Genomic DNA, 18,607 nt, shown 5'->3' on the forward strand with positions numbered 1-18,607 from the left:
CCGGCAATCCATCCAGAAACACCGACGCAGAAGATCCTGACACCGGGGTAATCCGTGAAAAAGCTCTCCGCACGACGACGCCATCCGCTGGCGGCGGTCGTCGTTCTACTCCTCGCGCTGGCGGCCACTGGGGGGCTTTACGCCGCCTTCGCCCCCGCGGGCAAGGCGCAGGCCGATGAAACCGCCCAGTCCCTCGCCATCGAGGAGGGCAAGAAGCTCTACGCCGTGGGCTGCGCAAGCTGCCACGGAACCGGCGGACAGGGTTCCACTGACGGCCCCAGCCTGGTAGGCGTCGGCTCCGCGGCCGTCGACTTCCAGGTGAGCACGGGCCGCATGCCCGCCCAGCAGCCCGGCGCGCAGATCCCGGCGAAGCCTCCGGTCTACACGCAGGCCCAGATCGACCAGCTGGCCGCGTACATCTCCTCCCTGGGAGCCGGCCCGTCCGTGCCCACCCAGAAGCAGGTCGACCCGGCGGGTGCCGACATCGCGAAGGGTGGCGAACTGTTCCGCAACAACTGCGCGCAGTGCCACAACTTCACCGGCGAGGGCGGCGCCCTGACGCACGGCAAGTACGCCCCCAACCTGGCGGACGTCTCGCCGAAGCACATCTACGAGGCCATGCTCACCGGCCCGCAGAACATGCCCTCCTTCCCCGACAGCACGATGCCGGAGAAGCAGAAGAAGGACATCATCGCGTACCTCCAGAACGTGAACGGCGACAAGTCGGTCAGCCCTGGCGGCCTGAAGCTCGGTGGCCTCGGCCCCGTCTCCGAGGGTCTGTTCGGCTGGATCTTCGCTCTGGGTGCGCTGATCGCTGTCGCCGTCTGGGTCGCGGCCCACACCGCTAAGGCCAAGAAGTCATGAGTAGCCAAGACATTCCCGAAGAGAAGCACCTGCCGAGCGAGCAGGGCGACGCCCACCACGGTGGCGTGGCAGTCGCGGACGATCCGTTCGCCGACCCGGGCATGCCGGTCCACAGGCCGCGCATCCAGGACATCGACGAGCGGGCCGCCAAGCGGTCCGAGCGCGTGGTCGCGATGCTGTTCACGCTGTCGATGCTGGCCACGATCGGCTTCATCGCCGCGTACGTGACCATCCCCGTCGACAAGTACGTCTACATCTTCCCCATCGGGAAGGTGAGCGGCCTGAACTTCGCCCTCGGCCTGACCCTGGGCACGGCCCTCTTCTGCATCGGCGCGGGCGCGGTCCACTGGGCCCGCACCCTGATGTCCGACGTGGAGGTCGCCGACGAGCGCCACGCCATCGCGGCGCCGCCGGAGGTCAAGGCCAAGGTCCTCCAGGACTTCGCCGACGGTGCGAGCGAGTCGGCCATCGGCCGCCGTCCGCTGATCCGCAACACCATGCTGGGCGCCCTGGCCATGCTGCCGCTCTCCGCCCTCGTGATCATGCGCGACCTGGGCCCGCTGCCCGAGGAGAAGCTGCGCAAGACCCTGTGGGCCAAGGGCAAGCTGCTCATCAACCAGAACACGATGGAGCCGCTGCGTCCCGAGGACGTGGTCGTCGGTTCGCTGACCTTCGCCATGCCGGAAGGCCTGGAGGAGACCCAGCACGACTTCCAGAACCAGATCGCCAAGGCCGCCCTGATGATCGTCCGGCTCCAGCCGCAGGACATCAAGGACAAGCAGGAGCTGGCGTGGTCCCACGACGGCATCGTGGCCTTCTCCAAGATCTGCACCCACGTCGGCTGCCCGATCAGCCTGTACGAGCAGCAGACGCACCACGTGCTGTGCCCGTGCCACCAGTCCACCTTCGACCTCTCCGACGGCGCCCGAGTCATCTTCGGCCCCGCTGGTCACGCGCTTCCGCAGCTGCGGATCGGCGTCAATGACGAAGGCTTCCTCGAAGCGCGCGGCGACTTCGAAGAGCCCGTCGGTCCTGCATTCTGGGAGCGCGGATGAGCACTGCCACCACCACCGACAGTCAGCGCAAGGCGCCCGCCGGCGAGCGGGTAGCGGACTGGGCCGACGGCCGCCTGGGCATCTACAGCCTGGCCAAGTCGAACATGCGCAAGATCTTCCCGGACCACTGGTCCTTCATGCTCGGTGAGATCTGCCTCTACAGCTTCATCATCATCATCCTCACGGGTGTGTACCTGACGCTGTTCTTCCACCCGAGCATGAACGAGGTCGTCTACCACGGCCCGTACGTGCCGATGCAGGGCGTCCAGATGTCCGAGGCCTTCGCCTCGACGCTGGACATCAGCTTCGACGTCCGCGGCGGTCTGCTCATCCGGCAGATCCACCACTGGTCGGCGCTCATCTTCGTCGCGGCCATGGTCGTGCACATGATGCGCGTGTTCTTCACCGGCGCGTTCCGCAAGCCGCGTGAGGTCAACTGGCTCTTCGGCTTCCTGCTGCTGGTCCTCGGCATGTTCACCGGTTTCACCGGTTACTCCCTGCCAGACGACCTCCTCTCGGGCACCGGTGTCCGCTTCATGGAGGGCGCGATCCTGTCCGTGCCGATCGTCGGCACGTACCTGTCGTTCTTCCTCTTCGGCGGCGAGTTCCCCGGCGGCGACTTCGTCGCGCGGTTCTACTCGATCCACATCCTGCTGCTGCCCGGCATCATGATGGGCCTGCTGGTGGCCCACCTGATCCTGGTCTTCTACCACAAGCACACCCAGTACGCGGGCCCCGGCAAGACGAACAACAACGTCGTCGGCATGCCGCTGCTGCCGGTCTACATGGCCAAGGCCGGAGGCTTCTTCTTCCTGGTCTTCGGTGTCATCGCGGCCATCGCGGCGCTCGCCTCGATCAACCCGATCTGGGCGATCGGCCCGTACCGCCCGGACCACGTGTCCACCGGCGCGCAGCCCGACTGGTACATGGGTATGCCGGAAGGCCTGATCCGTGCCATGCCGGGCTGGGAGATCAACCTGTGGGGCCACACGCTCGTCCTGGGCGTGTTCATCCCGCTGCTGCTCTTCCCGCTGGTGCTGGGCGCGATCGCCGTGTGGCCGTTCATCGAGTCCTGGGTCACCGGGGACAAGCGGGAGCACCACCTGCTGGACCGCCCGCGCAACGTCCCGACCCGTACGGCCTTCGGTGTCGCCTGGATCGCGGAGTACATCGTCCTGCTGATCGGCGGTGGAAACGACATGTTCGCGCAGTACTTCCACCTCTCGATCAACAACATCACGTGGTTCGTCCGGATCGGCTTCTTCGTCGTCCCGGTCCTGGCCTTCATCGCCACCAAGCGCATCTGCCTCGGCCTCCAGCGCCGGGACCACGACAAGGTGCTGCACGGTCGCGAGACCGGCATCATCAAGCGGCTGCCGCACGGTGAGTTCGTCGAGGTCCACGAGCCGCTGCCGCAGGCGAAGCTGCACACGCTCACCTCGCACGAGCAGTACCGGCCGATCGAACTCGGCCCGACGGTCGACGAGAACGGCGTGGAGCGCAAGCCGAAGGCCACGGAGAAGCTCCGCGCGAAGCTCAGCAAGGGCTTCTACGCGGAGAACAACCAGATTCCGAAGCCCACGGCGGAGGAGTACAAGGAGATCCAGAGCGGCCACGGCCACCACTGATCCCGATTGACCGCTTGAGGGATTGATTCAGGTCAATCCTGGTGTCGCCACGGCGAGAGCCCCGTCCAGGGTCTGGACGGGGCTCTTTGCCGTCCGCCCAGGCTGGATAGGCTGGGCTCCTCACCCCATTCGACGTGGAACTTTCCCGAGCAGCAGGAGCGGACCATGAACGTTGTGACCCCGGCAGGCGGCGACAGCGTGGCGGTCCGCGGTTGGCCCGGCGTACTCGACGCCCTGCTGACCGGCCGGGACCTGAGCACCGACGACACGGCATGGGCCATGGACCGGATCATGCGCGGGGAAGCCACCGACGCCCAGATCGCCGGCTTCGCCGTCGCGCTGCGGGCCAAGGGGGAGACGGTCGCCGAGATCAACGGCCTGGTGCGGGCCATGTACGCGCACGCCAACCTGATCGAGGTCCCGGGCCGGACGGTGGACATCGTCGGCACCGGCGGCGACGGGGCCAAAACGGTGAACATCTCGACCATGTCCGCGATCGTGGTGGCCGGTACCGGCGCCAAGGTCGTCAAGCACGGCAACCGGGCCGCCTCCTCCGCGAGCGGGGCCTCCGACGTCCTGGAGAAGCTCGGCGTCAACCTCGACCTGACCCCGGCACGGGTGGTGGAGGTCGCGGAGCAGGCCGGCGTCACCTTCTGCTTCGCGGTGAAGTTCCACCCCGCGCTGCGGCACGTCGCCGCAGCCCGCAAGGAGCTGGGCATCCGGACCACCTTCAACTTCCTGGGCCCCCTCACCAACCCGGCCCGGGTCAGGGCCCAGGCGACCGGCGTGGCCGACGCCCGCGTGGCACCCATCGTGGCGGGCGTGCTCGCCGAACGTGGCTCCTCGGCCCTGGTCTTCCGCGGCGACGACGGCATGGACGAGCTGACGACGACGGCCACGTCCCGGGTGTGGTGGGTGCGCGACGGCGCGGTGAAGGAGCAGCCCTTCGACCCGCGTGACGTCGGGATCGACCTCGTGGACGTCTCCGCGCTGCGGGGCGAGGACGCCTCGTACAACGCGGACGTGGCGCGTCGGCTGCTGGCGGGCGAGACCGGTCCGGTACGGGACGCGGTGCTGCTGAACTCGGCGGCCGCCCTCGTGGCGCTCGACCCGGGCACCGGCTCCCTGGAGGAGCAGATCGGGGCGGGAATCGCCCGCGCGGCCGAGGCCATCGACTCGGGTGCGGCCCGGGCGGCCCTGGAGCGCTGGGTGGCGGCGAGCAACGCGTAGGCACCGGCCGGGCGGCGGACGGGGCCCATCCCGCCACGGGTTCGGCGGCCGGAGGCCGGCGCAGCCGTTCGAGGCCCGGGAGGCCCGCTGCGGCCGAGCGGTGCGAGAACGGCGTGAAAGAGGTGACCCCGGTCCAGCATGCGGACCGGGGTCTTGCGCGTGAGGGATCTTGTGGCAGGATGCTGACCAGGTCACGAGTGACAGCGTTTTGGCCCCGGCTCGCTGTCCGGCAACCCTCCTTCCGTGGCGGGGTGCCCCGGGTGATGACCAGGCCGTAGGCAGTGAGGTCTACGGCAAGCGCGGATCCCTCGACACCAGGGATCCTGGTCCTCGAGGAGCGTTTTCCGTGAGCAAGCGAATGCGATAGGGCGTCTCCGCCCCTTCTTCACCCTCGGAACAGGGTCGCTTCCGCGTACCCGGACCCCGAGGCATCCCCGTACCCCGGACGGCCGCCGAGCCGTACCCGCGTACGGGCAGAACCCGAAGCCATTCAGCCCTGCCTGCCGGGAGATACCGCCATGTCCGCATCCCTGAACGCCACCGCCGAGCACGCCCGCGTGGAACACGCCGACGACCTGGTTTCCGCCGACGCCGTGTGTGCCGAGCCGCTGGCCGTACTCGGCCGGGACGTCACCGTCCCGCTCGTCACCGGCGGGGAGGTCACCTACGCGGCCCTGGACTACGCGGCCAGCGCGCCGGCGCTCCAGCGGGTCTGGGACGACGTGGCCGCGTACGCCCCGTACTACGGCAGCGTTCACCGCGGCGCGGGGTACCTCTCGCAGCTCTCCACCGACCTGTTCGAGCAGAGCCGGGTCACTGTCGGGGAGTTCCTGGACTGCCGCCCCTGCGACCAGGTGATCTTCACCCGGTCCACGACCGACTCGCTCAACCTGCTCGCCGCCGTGCTCCCCGCCGGCTGCCAGGTCTTCGTCTTCGAGACCGAACACCACGCCTCGCTGCTGCCGTGGGGCGACGCTCAGGTCACCTACCTCGACGCGCCGCGCACGCCGGACGAGGCCGTCGCCACCCTGGAGCGGGCGCTGGCCGCGCGGGACCCCCACGGTCCGGCGCTGGTGTGCGTCACCGGCGCGTCCAACGTCACCGGTGAGCTGTGGCCGGTGCGGGAACTGGCCGCGGCGGCGCACGCCCACGGCGCGCGGATCGTCCTGGACGCCGCCCAGCTGGCGCCGCACCACCCCGTGTCGGTGCGGGAGCTGGACGTGGACTGGGTCGCCTTCTCCGGGCACAAGCTGTACGCGCCGTTCGGATCGGGCGTGCTGGCGGGGCGGGCCGACTGGCTCCAGGAGGCGGAGCCCTACCTGGCCGGCGGCGGGGCCTCGCGCAAGGTCGCCCGGCGCGAGGACGGCGGCGTGGACGTCGAGTGGCACACCACGGCCGCCCGCCACGAGGCCGGCTCCCCGAACGTCATCGGCGTCTATTCCATCGCCTCCGCCTGCCGGGCGCTGACGGAGGCGGGCTTCGAGGGTCTGGTCGCCCGGGAGCGGCAGCTGATCGCGAAGGTCCGCGAGGGCCTGGCGGGGGTCCCGGAGGTCCGGGTGCTGTCCCTGTTCGGCGACGACGCCCCGCGGGTCGGCGTCATCTCGTTCGTGGTGGACGGCTGGAACAGCTCCCACTTCGCCGCCGCGCTGTCGGCCGAGTACGGGATCGGCGTCCGCGACGGCCTGTTCTGCGCCCACCCGCTGGTGCGGACGCTGCTGGGCAGCGAGCCGCAGGCCCAGGGCGAGTGCGGAGCGCCGGAGGTGGCGCCGGGGGAGAGGTCGCTCAACGCGATCCGCGTCAGCTTCGGCGCGGGCACCCCGGACGAACACGTGGACCGCTTCGTCCGCGCGGTACGGGAACTGGTCGCGGACGGGGCGAAGTGGAGCTACCGCACGGAAGAGGGCCGCTGCGTGCCGGTGTCCTGACGCGCCCTCGCACCGCACCGTTTCCTGACGCGCCCTCGCACCGTTCGGCCTTGGCGGCCCTCCCGGGCTTCGTGCCGCTGCGCCGGACTCCGTCCGTCGCCGCTGGGTCCGTCCGTCGACGCCGCGCGGCGGTCGGCAAACCGCTTGCCCCGCGCTCCCACGGCTCCGGGGCCGTGACACTTACGCGGTGATCCGCGCTGCGGAGTGCGATCCGTTGGGCGGCTATGGGGAGGCGACCGCGGCCTCGGCGGCCAGCTGCGCGGGTACGTCTTCCGGCCGGCGAAGGGCGGGTGGCCCGGCCGGGGGAGAGCCGGCCTGAGCTGTGAGGCGGGACCGGAGGCCGGCGGGGGCGGTCCGGCGCCGAGGCGCGGGGGCCGGGGCGGAAGCCCCGCCCGGCAGAACCCCGGCGGGACTACGCGTCGAGGCCGATGGCGAAGGCCGCTTCCAGGTCGTGCTGGGAGTACGTGCGGAACGCCACGTGGGTGTCCGTCGCCTCCACGCCCGGGATCTTGCTGATGCGGCCCGGGATGATGTCCGCCAGGTTCTCGTGGCGGGCGACGCGGACCAGCGCGATGAGGTCGTAGGTGCCGGTGACGGAGTAGACCTCGCTGACGCTGTCCAGCTGCGCGATGGACTCGGCGATCTCGGGGATGCGGTCCACGCTGGTCTTGATGAGCACGATCGCGGTGATCACGGTTGGCTGTCTCCCTCGCTGGCCGTCGCTGGTCGCCTCACTCTAGTCGTACGCCGATAGCGCACCCAGGCGTAGGCGAACCCGACGGAGAACCCCACCACGTGGGCCAGGTAGGCCACCCCCGGTCCGCTCGCCGCCCGGTGCGCCGCCAGCCACTGCAGGACGAACCAGAACATCAGCACGATCCACGCGGGGAACCGCAGCGGCAGGAAGAAGAGGAACGGGAACAGGCTCGTCACCCGGGCCCGCGGGAACAGGCACAGGAACGCTCCCAGCACCGCCGAGATCGCCCCCGACGCGCCGACCAGCGTCTGGTCGGAGGAGGCGTTGGCCGCCGCGTACGCCGCCAGCGCCAGGTAGCCCGTGGCGACGTAGAAGACGAGGAACGCCGGGCGGCCCATCCGCTCCTCCGCCATCGCGCCGAACACGTACAGGAACAGCATGTTGCCGAGCAGGTGCAGCCAGCTCCCGTGTACGAACAGGGCCGTCAGCGGTGTCAGCAGGGCCCCGGCCGTCCCCCCGAACAGCTCGTCCGGGACCACGCCCCAGCGCCGGAAGTACGCGGTCCCCGTCTCCAACAACAGGTCACCCGTCCCGTAGACCGGGTTCAGCCCCGAGGCGGGGCCGAGGACGAACACCACACAGCAGCCCGCGATCAGCGCGCGGGTGACCACCGGGCCCCGCACGGCCTCCCCGAGGGCAGCCTGCCACCTTACGATCATGAGACAGAGCATGACGCAGCAGAGCCCCCGTCCGGGCGGTGCCAGGCCGTAGGGTTACGTGCTGCGGTCCGCGGAAAAGGCCGTCACACGCCCCGACGGCTGCGGCGGGCGGCTTTAATTGAAAGAGCTACGAAGGAGAGAGCGGCCTGATGACGGTTCCCCTGCCGACCGACACCACCCGGTGGCGCTGCACCCTGTGCGGCAACCTCACGCGCTTCGACGTCACCCGTTCGTCGAAGGTCGTCGAGTACGTCCACCTGGACCTCGCCGGGGAGCCCACGGTCGAGGAGCGCGAGGTGGTCAATGAGACCATCGAGTCGGTCCGCTGCCGCTGGTGCAACGCGGTGGACCAGATCGAGCTCGTGGACAGGCCGGGCGCGGACTCCTGACGGGAGCCGGGCCCACAGTAGATCACGGTAGGGGTGACGGATTGTGGAGCCAGCAAGCGGCGCTGAGCCGGCCGACGCGGCCGGCGACGCCGCGGAGGTGCTCGACCGCCCGCTGCCGGAAGGCGTCCGGCGCCGGGTCATCGCGCTCGTCTCGGACGCCTTCGGCGGTCTGACGGTCGCGGACCTGCCCGCGCAGCTGCGCCAGTACGCCCGGTTCACCCCGACCCGACGGGCCAAGTTCGCCGGGAACGCGATGGCCGCGGCCGTGGAGACGGACCCCGTGTTCCGCGGGCGCGTCGCCGAGAAGCTCCGTGACGCCCAGACGGAACTGGCCGGGGCGCTGGAGTGCGGTGCCCCGCCCGCCGCGGCCGACCCGCAGGACGTGGCGGCCGCCGCGTACATCCTGCGGCCCTCCGGCTGGGTCAAGCTGGTGGCCGCCGCCGGCGAGGAGGTCCAACGCGCCGATGCCGAGCGGGTCGGTGACGAGACCCGGCGCGAGCTGGAACGTCTGCGCGAGGAACTGGCCCACGCGCGCGCGTCGCAACGCTCGGGTGGCGAGCAGGTGCGGGCCGAGCTCGACGCGGTCCGCAAGGAAGCGGAATCGCTTCAGCGCAAGCTGCGCAGCGCCCAGAGCGACGTCAAGCGGGGCGAGGCGGCCCTGCGCAAGCTGACCGCGGAGGTCGACGGCATCCGCGGCGACGCCGCCGCCCGGGTCGCCGCCGCCGAGAGCGAGAGCCGCCGGCTCAAGTCCCGGCTGGCGGAGGTGGAGTCGGCGCTGGAAACCTCGCGCCGGGCCACCCGGGAGGGACGCAGCATCGAGGACATGAGGCTGCGGCTGCTGCTGGACACCGTCTTGGACGCGGCCGCCGGGCTGCGCCGGGAGTTGGCGCTGCCGCCGGTCTCCACGCGGCCGGCGGACACGGTGGACGCGGTGGAGCCCGGCCGGATGACGCCGAAGGACATCGCGGCGCGGGCCCTGTCCGAGACCGATCCGGCGCTGCTGGACCAGTTGCTGGCGCTGCCCCAGGCGCATCTGGTGGTCGACGGCTACAACGTGACGAAGACCGGCTACCCGACGATGCCGCTGGAGAAGCAGCGGTTGCGGCTGTTGGGCGGGCTGTCGATGTTGGCCGCCCAGACGGGCGCCGAGATGACCTGTGTCTTCGACGGCGCCGAGCTGGCCGCGCCGGTGCTCCTCGCGCCGCCGCGCGGCGTGCGCGTGCTCTTCTCGAAGGCCGGGGTCACGGCGGACGAGCTGATCCGTCAACTGGTGCGGGCCGAGCCCCCCGGCCGCCCGGTGGTCGTGGTGTCCACCGACCGCGAGGTCGCGGACGGCGTGGCGAAGTCCGGAGCCCGTCCTGTTACGTCCGCCTTGTTGCTGAAGCGGCTTTCGCGCGTTTCATGACGTTCGCCCGCGGTCGTGGTGGATCGACCGTTCTCGACAATTACCGTCCGCGATGCCGGAATTGGCGGTGCGTCGTGGGAACGTACCGTCAAGTCCCCGGCACCCAGCGTTGGGAGCGGGTGAAGAAGTCGGTGTGGGGCCGATTTTTTGCTCACGAGGATTTGAACTGATCACAGCCGGGTCACTAGGGTCTGTTCAAACCTTCGTGCGGTAGGTCACTCATTCGGGGTGACGGCGAAGGTGCTGCCCGAACGTGTGGTGTTCCGTTCCGGCGGCGTGAGGAAGAAGGAGCTCGCCTTCGTGGCGTCCCACCGTCGACCCAAGCAGCCGAGCCGCTCGCGCGTGACCGCGCTCACCGCCTTCGCCGCAGCGGCTGTCGCCCTCTCCTCGCAGTCGGCCATGGCCGCCCCCGACAAGCCGAACAAGGACGAGGTCAAGGCCAAGGTCGACGCCCTCTACGGCGAGGCGGAGCAGGCCACCGAGAAGTTCGACGGCGCCAAGGACCGCCAGGACAAGCTCGAAAAGGAGATCGGGCAGCTCCAAGACCAGGTCGCGCGCGGCCAGCTCGAACTCAACGACATGCGCAACACGTTGGGTTCGATGGCCAGCGCCCAGTACCGCACCGGCGGCATCGACCAGTCCCTCACGCTCCTGCTCTCCGACGACCCGCAGAGCTACCTCGACAAGGCCTCCACCTTCCAGCAGTTGAGCGCCAAGCAGATCGAGACCATCGGCAGGATCCAGGCCAAGCAGCGCTTCCTGGCCCAGCAGCGCCAAGAGGCCTCCGGCAAGCTCGCCGACCTCGACGCCACCCGCAAGGAGCTCGGCGAGCAGAAGAAGGCCGCGCAGGACAAGCTCGCCCAGGCCCAAGCCCAGTTGAACACCCTGAGCGCGCAGGACCGGGCGCAGCTCAGTGCCGACGGCGCGAGCAGCAGCCGGGCCAGCCGCAGCGCGAGCGGTGGCGGCGGCGCCGCGAAGGGCTCGGGCCGGGCCGGGGCGGCCCTCGCCGCCGCCGCGTCCGTGGAAGGCGCCACCTACCACATGGGCGACACCGGCCCCAACTCCTTCGACTGTTCGGGGCTGACGCAATGGGCCTACGCGCAGGCGGGCGTCAGCATCAGCCGTACCACCTTCACCCAGGTGAACGACGGCACGCGCATCGGCCGGAGCGAACTCCAGCCCGGTGACCTGGTCTTCTTCTTCAGCGACCTGCACCATGTGGGCCTTTACGCGGGTAACGGCCAAGTCCTCCACGCCTCCCACCCGGCCCCGAACGGCGGCGTCAAGTACGAGCCGATGGACGACATGCCGTTCCAGTTCGGCGTCCGCGTCGGCTGAGCCGAACACCCCCGGGACGCGCCCTACACCGCCCATCCGAGCGAATCGCGCGGCGCCGCCCTGACCCCCCGCCCCGCCGGTGACCTGCGTCTCCGGCGGGGCGTCGTCGTGCGCACCCCCGGACGGTCGTTGGCCGGTGCCCGGCGGCGCGGCTACTGTCTGCCAGCGCGGAACCCGGCACACGGCCGTCCACGGGGGGCGGACCCGGGCTGCGCGCAGCGCAAGGGAGCGGTTTCACGTGGCGTCCCATCGCCGGCCCGGGCTCACCGGCCTCGACCGGAGCATCAAGCTCACCGCCTTCACCGCCGCCGCGGCCGGCGCCGCCGTCGCCCTGACGGGGGCCGTAGCGAGCGCGGCCCCGGCCCTGCCCCAGGAGCCCCCGTCGGGCGCCCGCGCGCAGGTCGACCGGCTCTTCGAGGAGGCCGAGCAGGCCACCGAGCGCTACAACGAGGCCGACGAGAAGGCCGGCAAGCTCCGGGCCGAGATCAGCCGGGCGCAGGACGCCGTGGCCCGCGGCCAGGACCGCATCAACACCATGCGTGGCGTCCTCGGCGCCTTCGCGGGGGCCCAGTACCGCTCCGGCGGTCTCGACCCCGCCCTCGCGCTGATGCTGTCCGAGGACCCCGACGGCTACCTCGACAAGGCCGCCGTCCTCGACCGGCTCAGCGGCCGTCAGGCCCGGCAGCTCACCGAACTGCGCGAGGAGCAGCGGCGGCTCGGCCAGGAAAGGCAGGAGGCCTCCGTCAAACTGGCGGAGTTGGAGGCGTTGCGCTCTGACGTCGCCGAGCACAAGCGGGAAGTCACGGCGAAACTCGCGCAGGCCCGGCGGCTGCTGGACGCCATGCCGTCCGAGGAGCGCGCCGACTTCGAGCGGGCCTCGCGCTCGGAGGACCGCCCCGACGCGCTGCCCGACCTGTCCTCGGCCGTCCCCTCCTCGTCCCGGGCCGCGGCAGCCGTGCGCGCGGCCCGCGCCGCGATCGGCCGGCCCTACGTGTGGGGTTCGACCGGGCCCTCCGGGTTCGACTGCTCCGGGCTGATGGTGTGGTCCTACCGCCAGGCCGGGGTGTCCCTGCCGCGCACCTCCCAGGAGCAGCGGTACGCCGGCCGGCGGGTGCCGCTGTCACAGGCGCAGCCGGGGGACCTGGTGACGTACCGCTCGGACGCCAGCCACGTCGCCATGTACGTGGGCAACGGGCAGGTCGTCCACGCGCCCTACCCGGGGGCCCGGGTGCGCTACGACCCGGTCGGGATGATGCCGGTGTCCTCGGTGACCCGGCCCTGACGGGCGGGTGCGTACGATCGGCTGATGCCCCCCGGTCGTCGCCTCGTACGCCTCCTCGCGCTCGTCCCGCTCCTGTGCGCGCCGGCGACCGGCTGCGCCGCGCCGGCCGCCGACACGACGGTCCCCGCCGTCCGCAAGGCCGTCGCCGACTGGGCCGCGGCGCCGCCCGCCCGGCTCGCCGGCATCCCGCTGGAGGGATGGTCGTACGAGGTCACCTCGGTGCGTCGGGACGGTGCGCGGGCCTTCGCGCGGGCGGTGCTGCACTACCGCCTTGTCGGCTACGACGGCGCCGCGGCGGACGCCCCGCGCGAGGTGGAGCTGGTGCGCGGCGGCGCCGACGGATGGCGGGTCGCCGCCGACCGCCCCGCGCCGGGAGCGCCGCCGCAGCTTTGGGACCAGGGCGCGGTGACGGTCGTACGGGGAGCGCACGCGCTGGTGCTGGGCGTCGGCCGGGACGAGGGGACGCTGTCCGGGATCGCGGCGGAGGCGGACCGGGCGGTGCCCGCGGTCAGTGCCGCCTGGCCGCGACCGTGGGCGGGCCGGGTGGTGGTGCTCGCCCCGGCGACCCTCGACGCGATGGCGGCGCTGCTCGGCCGCCCGGCCGACGCCTACCGCGGGATGGGCGCCGTCACCACCGGCCGGGTGGGATCCGGGCCCGCCCCGGCCGACCGGGTCGTGATCAACCCGGAGGGGTACGCGAGCCTGTCGGAGGCGGGCCGGGGCATCGTCTTGACCCACGAGACGACCCATGTGGCGACCCGCGCCGCGACGACCGCGAAGACCCCGCTGTGGCTGTCCGAGGGCTTCGCGGACTGGGCCGCGTACCGGGCCGGCGGCCACCCCCCGGCCGAGGCCGCGCCGGAGCTGGCCCGCGCGGTGCGGCGGGGCGACCTGCCGGGCGCGCTGCCCGCGGACGGGGACTTCGCCTTCGGCGGTGCCCCGGAGGCCTTGGCGCGGTCGTACGAGGGAGCCTGGCTCGCCTGCCGGCTCATCGCGGCGAAGTGGGGCGACGCGGCCCTGGTGCGGCTATACGAGGAGGCGGGCCGCGCACCGCTGCCGACGGCCCTGGACGAGACCCTCGGGGTGGACCGGGCCGAACTGACCCGGACCTGGCGCGAGGCCCTGCGGGAGGAGCTCGCATAGGGGCGTCGGGTACGTTGGCTGGCGATGCACAAGACGCTGATCGTGACCAATGACTTCCCGCCGCGACCGGGCGGCATCCAGGCCTTCCTGCACAACATGGCCCTGCGGCTGGATCCCGCCCGGATCGTCGTCTACGCCTCCACCTGGAAGCACGACGAGGAGGGCCGCGCGGCGACCGCCGCCTTCGACGCGGAGCAGCCGTTCCAGGTGGTGCGCGACCGTACGACGATGCTGCTGCCGACGCCCCGCGTGACCCGGCGCGCGGTGGAACTCCTCGGCGAACACGGTTGCGCGTCGGTGTGGTTCGGCGCGGCGGCCCCGCTGGGCCTGATGGGTCCGGCGCTGCGCAGGGCGGGCGCCCGGCGGATCGTCGCGACCACGCACGGGCACGAGGCGGGCTGGGCGCAGCTACCGGCCGCCCGGCAGTTGCTGCGGCGGATCGGCGAGGGCACCGACAGCCTCACCTACCTGGGGGAGTACACGCGTACCCGGATCGCCTCGGCGCTCACGGACGGGGCGGCGGCGCGGATGACGCAACTGCCGCCGGGCGTGGACGAGAAGACGTTCCACCCCGGATCGGGCGGGGCCGCGGTACGGGCCCGGCTGGGCCTGACCGACCGGCCGGTGGTGGTGTGCGTGTCCCGGCTCGTGCCCCGCAAGGGGCAGGACACCCTGATCGAGGCGATGCCGCGCATCCTGGCGGCGGTGCCGGACGCGGCGTTGCTCATCGTGGGAGGCGGCCCGTACGAGGCGGACCTGCGGGCGCTGGCCGCCTCCACGGGGGTCGCGGACTCGGTGGTCTTCACCGGGGCGGTGCCCTGGGCGGAGCTGCCCGCCCACTACGGCGCCGGGGACGTCTTCGCGATGCCGTGCCGGACCCGGCGCGGCGGCCTCGACGTCGAGGGCCTCGGCATCGTCTACCTCGAAGCCTCCGCCACGGGCCTGCCCGTGGTGGCGGGCGACTCGGGCGGGGCGCCGGACGCCGTCCTGGACGGGGAGACCGGCTATGTGGTCCGGGGCGGGGAGCCGGCCGAGGCCGCGGACCGGATCGTGACCCTGCTCCTGAACCCGGAGCTGCGCCGCCGGATGGGCGAGCGGGGCCGGGCCTGGGTCGAGGAGAAGTGGCGCTGGGACCTGCTCGCGGAGAGGCTCCGCGAGCTGCTGTGAGGCCCGGACGCGGGGCGGGGGCGAATTCTCGCACCTCGCGGTCGATCATGGGGCGTGGTCCGGCGAAGCGGGCGGGGTCGGACGGGGCGCGACTACGGTCGAGCCATGTCCGACTGTCACTCACATAAGTGTCGGTGCGGGTTATGGCCGGTTGGGCGGAACCCGCTCATGATGCGCCCATGACACCCAACCTGACGCGCCGTCAACTCCTCGGGGTAGGCGCCCTCCAGACCGCCGCCGTCCTCGGGTTCACCCGGATCGGACTGTCGTCCGCCGCCGCCGCCGCCGTCGAGCCGCCCGCCGCCCAGTACGCCCCCGCCATCGTCGTCGGGTCCGGCTACGGGGCCGCCGTCGCCGCCCTGCGCCTCGGGCAGGCCGGCGTGCGGACCGTCGTCCTCGAAATGGGGCGGCTCTGGGACACCCCCGGCCCGGACGGGAAGGTGTTCCCCTCCACCTCCGCCCCGGACCGGCGCTCCATGTGGTTCCGCGACCGCACCGAGGCCCCGCTCGCGCAGTTCCTCTGGCTCGACGTGGTCAACCGCGACATCGACCCCTACCCCGGCGTCCTCGACCGGGTGAACTACGACGGCATGTCCGTGTACGTCGGGCGCGGGGTGGGCGGCGGCTCGCTCGTCAACGGCGGCATGTCGCCCACGCCCCGCCGGTCCTACTTCACCGAGGTCCTGCCGCGTGTCGACGTCGACGAGATGTACGGCACCTACTACCCCCGCGCCCGCGCCATGCTGGGCGTCAACGACATCGACCCCGCCTGGTTCGAGTCCACCGAGTGGTACCGCTTCGCCCGGATCTCCCGCAAACACGCACACAACGCCGGGCTCAAGACCACCTTCGTGCCCAACGTCTACGACTTCGCCTACATGCAGCGCGAGGCGGCCGGCACCGCCACCAGATCCGCCCTGGCCGGCGAGGTCATCTACGGCAACAACCGAGGCAAGAAGAGCCTCGACAAGACCTACCTCGCCGCCGCCCTCGGCACCGGCAACGTCACCATCGAGACCCTCCAGCGGGTGGTCGGCGTACGCCAGGACCCGTCCGGGGGCTACGTGTTGACCGTACGCACCATCGACCTCACCGGCCGGGTCACCCAGACCCGCGAACTCGGCTGCGCGCAGCTCTTCCTCGGGGCCGGCAGCCTCGGCACCACCGAGATCCTGCTGCGCGCCCGCGAGACGGGGACCCTGCCCGCGCTGGGGGAGAAGGTCGGACTGGGCTGGGGCCACAACGGCAACGTCATGACCGCCCGCGCCAACCACCTCTGGGACACGGTCGGCGCGAACCAGGCGACCATGCCCGCCCTCGGCATCGACGACTGGGACAACGCGGCCAATCCCGTCTTCGCCGAGATCGCCCCGCTTCCCATGGGGTTCGAGCACTGGATCTCGATGTACCTGGCCATCACCAAGAACCCCGAACGCGGCCGCTTCACGTACGACGCGGCCACCGACTCGGCGCGACTGAACTGGACCCGGGACCAGAACGCCCCGTCCGTCGCCGCGGCCAAGAACCTCTTCGACCGCGTGAACCGGGCCAACGTCACGATCTACCGCTACGACCTGTTCGGCGACGACAGGGCCTTCGCCGACGACTTCACCTACCACCCGCTCGGCGGCTGCGTCCTCGGCGACGTCACCGACGACTACGGCCGCGCCAAGGGCTACCGGGGGCTGTACGTCGTCGACGGCTCGCTGATCCCCGGCTCGCTCGGCGTGAACCCGTTCGTCACGATCACCGCCCTCGCCGAGCGGAACATGGCGCGGATCCTGGCGGAGGACCCGCGGCAGGCGTCCTAGCCCCGGTACAGGGCGTCGATCTCGTCCGCGAAGTCCTTCGCGACCACGTTGCGCTTGAGCTTCAGCGAGGGCGTGATGTGGCCGGACTCCTCCGTGAACTGGGAGGACAGAATACGGAACTTGCGTACCGACTCCGCCTTGGACACCGCCGCGTTGCCGTCGTCCACGGCCTGCTGGACGGCGGCGATGAGGTCCGCGTCCTCGCGCAGCTCCGCCGCCGTCACCCCGGCCGGCTTGCCGTGCTCCGCGGCCCACCGGCCGAGGAACTCCTCGTCGATGGTGACCAGCGCGGCCACGAACGGCCTCGCGTCGCCGACCACCATGCACTCCGCGACCAGCGCGTGGGCGCGGATGCGGTCCTCGATCACCGCGGGGGCCACGTTCTTGCCGCCGGCGGTGACGATGAGTTCCTTCTTGCGCCCGGTGATCGCGAGGTAGCCGTCCTCGTCGAGGGTGCCGACGTCGCCCGTGTGGAACCAACCGTCGGACAGCGCCTCGGCGGTCGCCGCCTCGTTGTTCCAGTAGCCCGTGAAGACGTGCTCGCCGTGCACCAGCACCTCGCCGTCGTCGGCGATGCGCACCACGGAGCCGGGCAGCGGCTGGCCGACCGTGCCGATCTTCGTCCGGTCCCACGGGTTGAAGGCCGTGGCCGCACAGGACTCGGTCAGGCCGTAGCCCTCCAGGACCGTGAAGCCGATGCCGCGGAAGAAGTGGCCGAGCCGCTCGCCCAGCGGCGCGCCGCCGGAGATCGCGTACTCGCCGCGCCCGCCGAGGACGGTGTGCAGCTTGCTGTAGACCAGCTTGGTGAAGAGCTTGTGCTTCAGGCGCAGCCCGAGGGACGGCCCGCCCGGGGCGTCCAGGGCTCGGCTGTAGGCGATGGCCGTCTCGGCCGCCGCGTCGAAGATCTTGCCCTTGCCGTCGGCCTGGGCCTTGGCGCGCGCAGAGTTGTAGACCTTCTCGAAGACGCGCGGCACGCCGAGGATCAGCGTCGGCTTGAAGGACGCCAGCTCGTCGGTGAGGTTCTTGATGTCCGGTACGCAGCCCAGGCGGATCGGCGCCAGTACGGACGCCACCTCCACCAGGCGCCCGAAGACGTGCGCCGCCGGCAGGAAGAGCAGCACGGAGCACTCGCCGGTGCGGAACAGGGGGCTGAGGCGCTCCACGACGTTGCCGCACTCGGCGAAGAAGTTGCGGTGGGTCAGCACGCAGCCCTTGGGGCGGCCGGTGGTGCCGGAGGTGTAGACGATGGTGGCCGTGTCGTCGGCGTTCGCGAGGGAGCCGCGGCGGTCGACCTCGTCGTCGGAGACCTCCGCGCCCGCCGCCTTGAGCGCCTCGAAGGCGCCCTGCTCGATCTCCCAGACCTCGCGCAGCTCCGGGAGCCGGTCGCGCAGGGCGGCCACGGTGGCGCTGTGCCCCGGGCTCTCGGTGATCACCGCGGCGGCGCCGGAATCCCCGAGGATCCACTGGATCTGCTCGGGCGAGCTGGTCTCGTACACGGGGACGGTGATGGCGCCCGCGCTCCAGATGGCGAAGTCGAAAAGCACCCACTCGTAGCGGGTGCGGGAGATCAGGGCGACGCGCTCGCCGGGCTGGACGCCCGACGCGATCAGGCCCTTGGCCGCGGCGCGGACCTCGGCGAGGAAGTCGGTGGCCGTGACGTCCTGCCACCGGCCGTCGACCTTGCGGCTCATGACGGCGGTGTCGGGATGCTGGGCGGCATTGCGGCGGATGAGATCCGTCAGGTTCCCGTCCGACGGGACCTCGTACAGGGCCGGAAGGCTGAACTCGCGCAAGACTGCTGCTCCTCTGGGCGCCATCGCCACCGTGTGGACCGACCGGACGTTACCCACCGGTAGTGGGTTCACGATAGAGGGAACCGGCCAGATGTTCCCTGCGTCACACGACGCGGCGGTCCCCTGCCGACACTAGTCGACCCCGCTGACGACTCGGAAGT

15 protein-coding genes and 1 riboswitch are annotated in these 18,607 nt (G+C 71.6%); of the genes, 12 read left to right on the plus strand and 3 right to left on the minus strand.

The genetic code is table 11. From position 1 onward, the window contains the following. The first annotated feature begins 54 nt into the window (after positions 1–54). The 5 genes from qcrC (at position 55) to ACV7NM_RS22990 (ending at position 6,702) form a co-directional block, all read left to right on the plus strand. Positions 55–864 carry a cytochrome bc1 complex diheme cytochrome c subunit gene (gene qcrC / locus ACV7NM_RS22970; RefSeq protein ID WP_361135647.1) on the plus strand — a complete coding sequence of 270 codons (810 nt, stop codon included), beginning with the start codon at positions 55–57 and terminating at the stop codon, positions 862–864. Further along, positions 861–1,919 (plus strand): cytochrome bc1 complex Rieske iron-sulfur subunit, encoded by a 1,059-nt coding sequence (gene qcrA, locus ACV7NM_RS22975; RefSeq protein WP_463412041.1) that lies wholly within the window; start codon positions 861–863, stop codon positions 1,917–1,919. Before qcrC ends, qcrA begins: the two co-directional genes overlap by 4 nt. Then, positions 1,916–3,547, plus strand: a complete 1,632-nt coding sequence (gene qcrB / locus ACV7NM_RS22980; RefSeq protein WP_463412042.1) for a cytochrome bc1 complex cytochrome b subunit — start codon at positions 1,916–1,918, stop codon at positions 3,545–3,547. Before qcrA ends, qcrB begins: the two co-directional genes overlap by 4 nt. 165 nt (positions 3,548–3,712) lie before the next feature. Then, a complete protein-coding gene (gene trpD / locus ACV7NM_RS22985) occupies positions 3,713–4,777 on the plus strand; it encodes an anthranilate phosphoribosyltransferase (RefSeq protein WP_463412043.1) in 1,065 nt (354 codons plus the stop codon). 189 nt (positions 4,778–4,966) lie between these two features. Then, a riboswitch (SAM riboswitch) is annotated at positions 4,967–5,083 on the plus strand. 212 nt (positions 5,084–5,295) lie between these two features. After that, a complete protein-coding gene (locus ACV7NM_RS22990; RefSeq protein WP_463412044.1) occupies positions 5,296–6,702 on the plus strand; it encodes an aminotransferase class V-fold PLP-dependent enzyme in 1,407 nt (468 codons plus the stop codon). 412 nt (positions 6,703–7,114) lie between these two features. On the opposite strand, the gene ACV7NM_RS22995 is transcribed toward ACV7NM_RS22990, so the two are convergent. After that, entirely contained in the window at positions 7,115–7,396 is a 282-nt protein-coding gene (locus tag ACV7NM_RS22995; RefSeq protein ID WP_007263678.1) for an Lrp/AsnC family transcriptional regulator, read from the minus strand. Continuing rightward, a complete protein-coding gene (locus ACV7NM_RS23000) occupies positions 7,393–8,118 on the minus strand; it encodes a rhomboid family intramembrane serine protease (RefSeq protein ID WP_463412045.1) in 726 nt (241 codons plus the stop codon). The genes ACV7NM_RS22995 and ACV7NM_RS23000 overlap by 4 nt, the downstream gene beginning before the upstream one ends. 149 nt (positions 8,119–8,267) lie before the next feature. Here ACV7NM_RS23000 and ACV7NM_RS23005 point away from each other — a divergent pair, with 149 nt between their 5' ends. From ACV7NM_RS23005 to ACV7NM_RS23035, 7 genes are all read left to right on the plus strand, one after another. Then, a complete protein-coding gene (locus tag ACV7NM_RS23005; protein WP_136215182.1) occupies positions 8,268–8,507 on the plus strand; it encodes a hypothetical protein in 240 nt (79 codons plus the stop codon). Positions 8,508–8,547: 40 nt separating this feature from the next. Then, a complete protein-coding gene (locus ACV7NM_RS23010) occupies positions 8,548–9,912 on the plus strand; it encodes an NYN domain-containing protein (protein WP_463414034.1) in 1,365 nt (454 codons plus the stop codon). Between the two features lie 300 nt (positions 9,913–10,212). Then, complete coding sequence (locus tag ACV7NM_RS23015) at positions 10,213–11,250, plus strand: C40 family peptidase (RefSeq protein WP_463414035.1); 1,038 nt, start codon at positions 10,213–10,215, stop codon at positions 11,248–11,250. A 238-nt stretch (positions 11,251–11,488) separates the two neighbouring features. Beyond that, positions 11,489–12,532 carry a C40 family peptidase gene (locus ACV7NM_RS23020; RefSeq protein ID WP_463412046.1) on the plus strand — a complete coding sequence of 348 codons (1,044 nt, stop codon included), beginning with the start codon at positions 11,489–11,491 and terminating at the stop codon, positions 12,530–12,532. Positions 12,533–12,556: 24 nt separating this feature from the next. After that, entirely contained in the window at positions 12,557–13,675 is a 1,119-nt protein-coding gene (locus tag ACV7NM_RS23025) for a hypothetical protein (protein WP_463412047.1), read from the plus strand. 24 nt (positions 13,676–13,699) lie between these two features. Continuing rightward, positions 13,700–14,842 (plus strand): glycosyltransferase family 4 protein, encoded by a 1,143-nt coding sequence (locus ACV7NM_RS23030; protein WP_463412048.1) that lies wholly within the window; start codon positions 13,700–13,702, stop codon positions 14,840–14,842. A gap of 179 nt (positions 14,843–15,021) precedes the next feature. Beyond that, positions 15,022–16,653, plus strand: coding sequence for a GMC oxidoreductase (locus tag ACV7NM_RS23035; protein WP_463412049.1), 1,632 nt, complete (start codon positions 15,022–15,024; stop codon positions 16,651–16,653). Here ACV7NM_RS23035 and ACV7NM_RS23040 read toward each other — a convergent pair. Then, a complete protein-coding gene (locus ACV7NM_RS23040) occupies positions 16,650–18,446 on the minus strand; it encodes an AMP-dependent synthetase/ligase (RefSeq protein WP_463412050.1) in 1,797 nt (598 codons plus the stop codon). The two genes, ACV7NM_RS23035 and ACV7NM_RS23040, sit on opposite strands and share 4 nt — an antisense overlap. Between the last annotated feature and the right edge of the window lie 161 nt (positions 18,447–18,607).

The sequence above is a fragment of the Streptomyces sp. Tek67B01 genome (genome assembly GCF_055231995.1).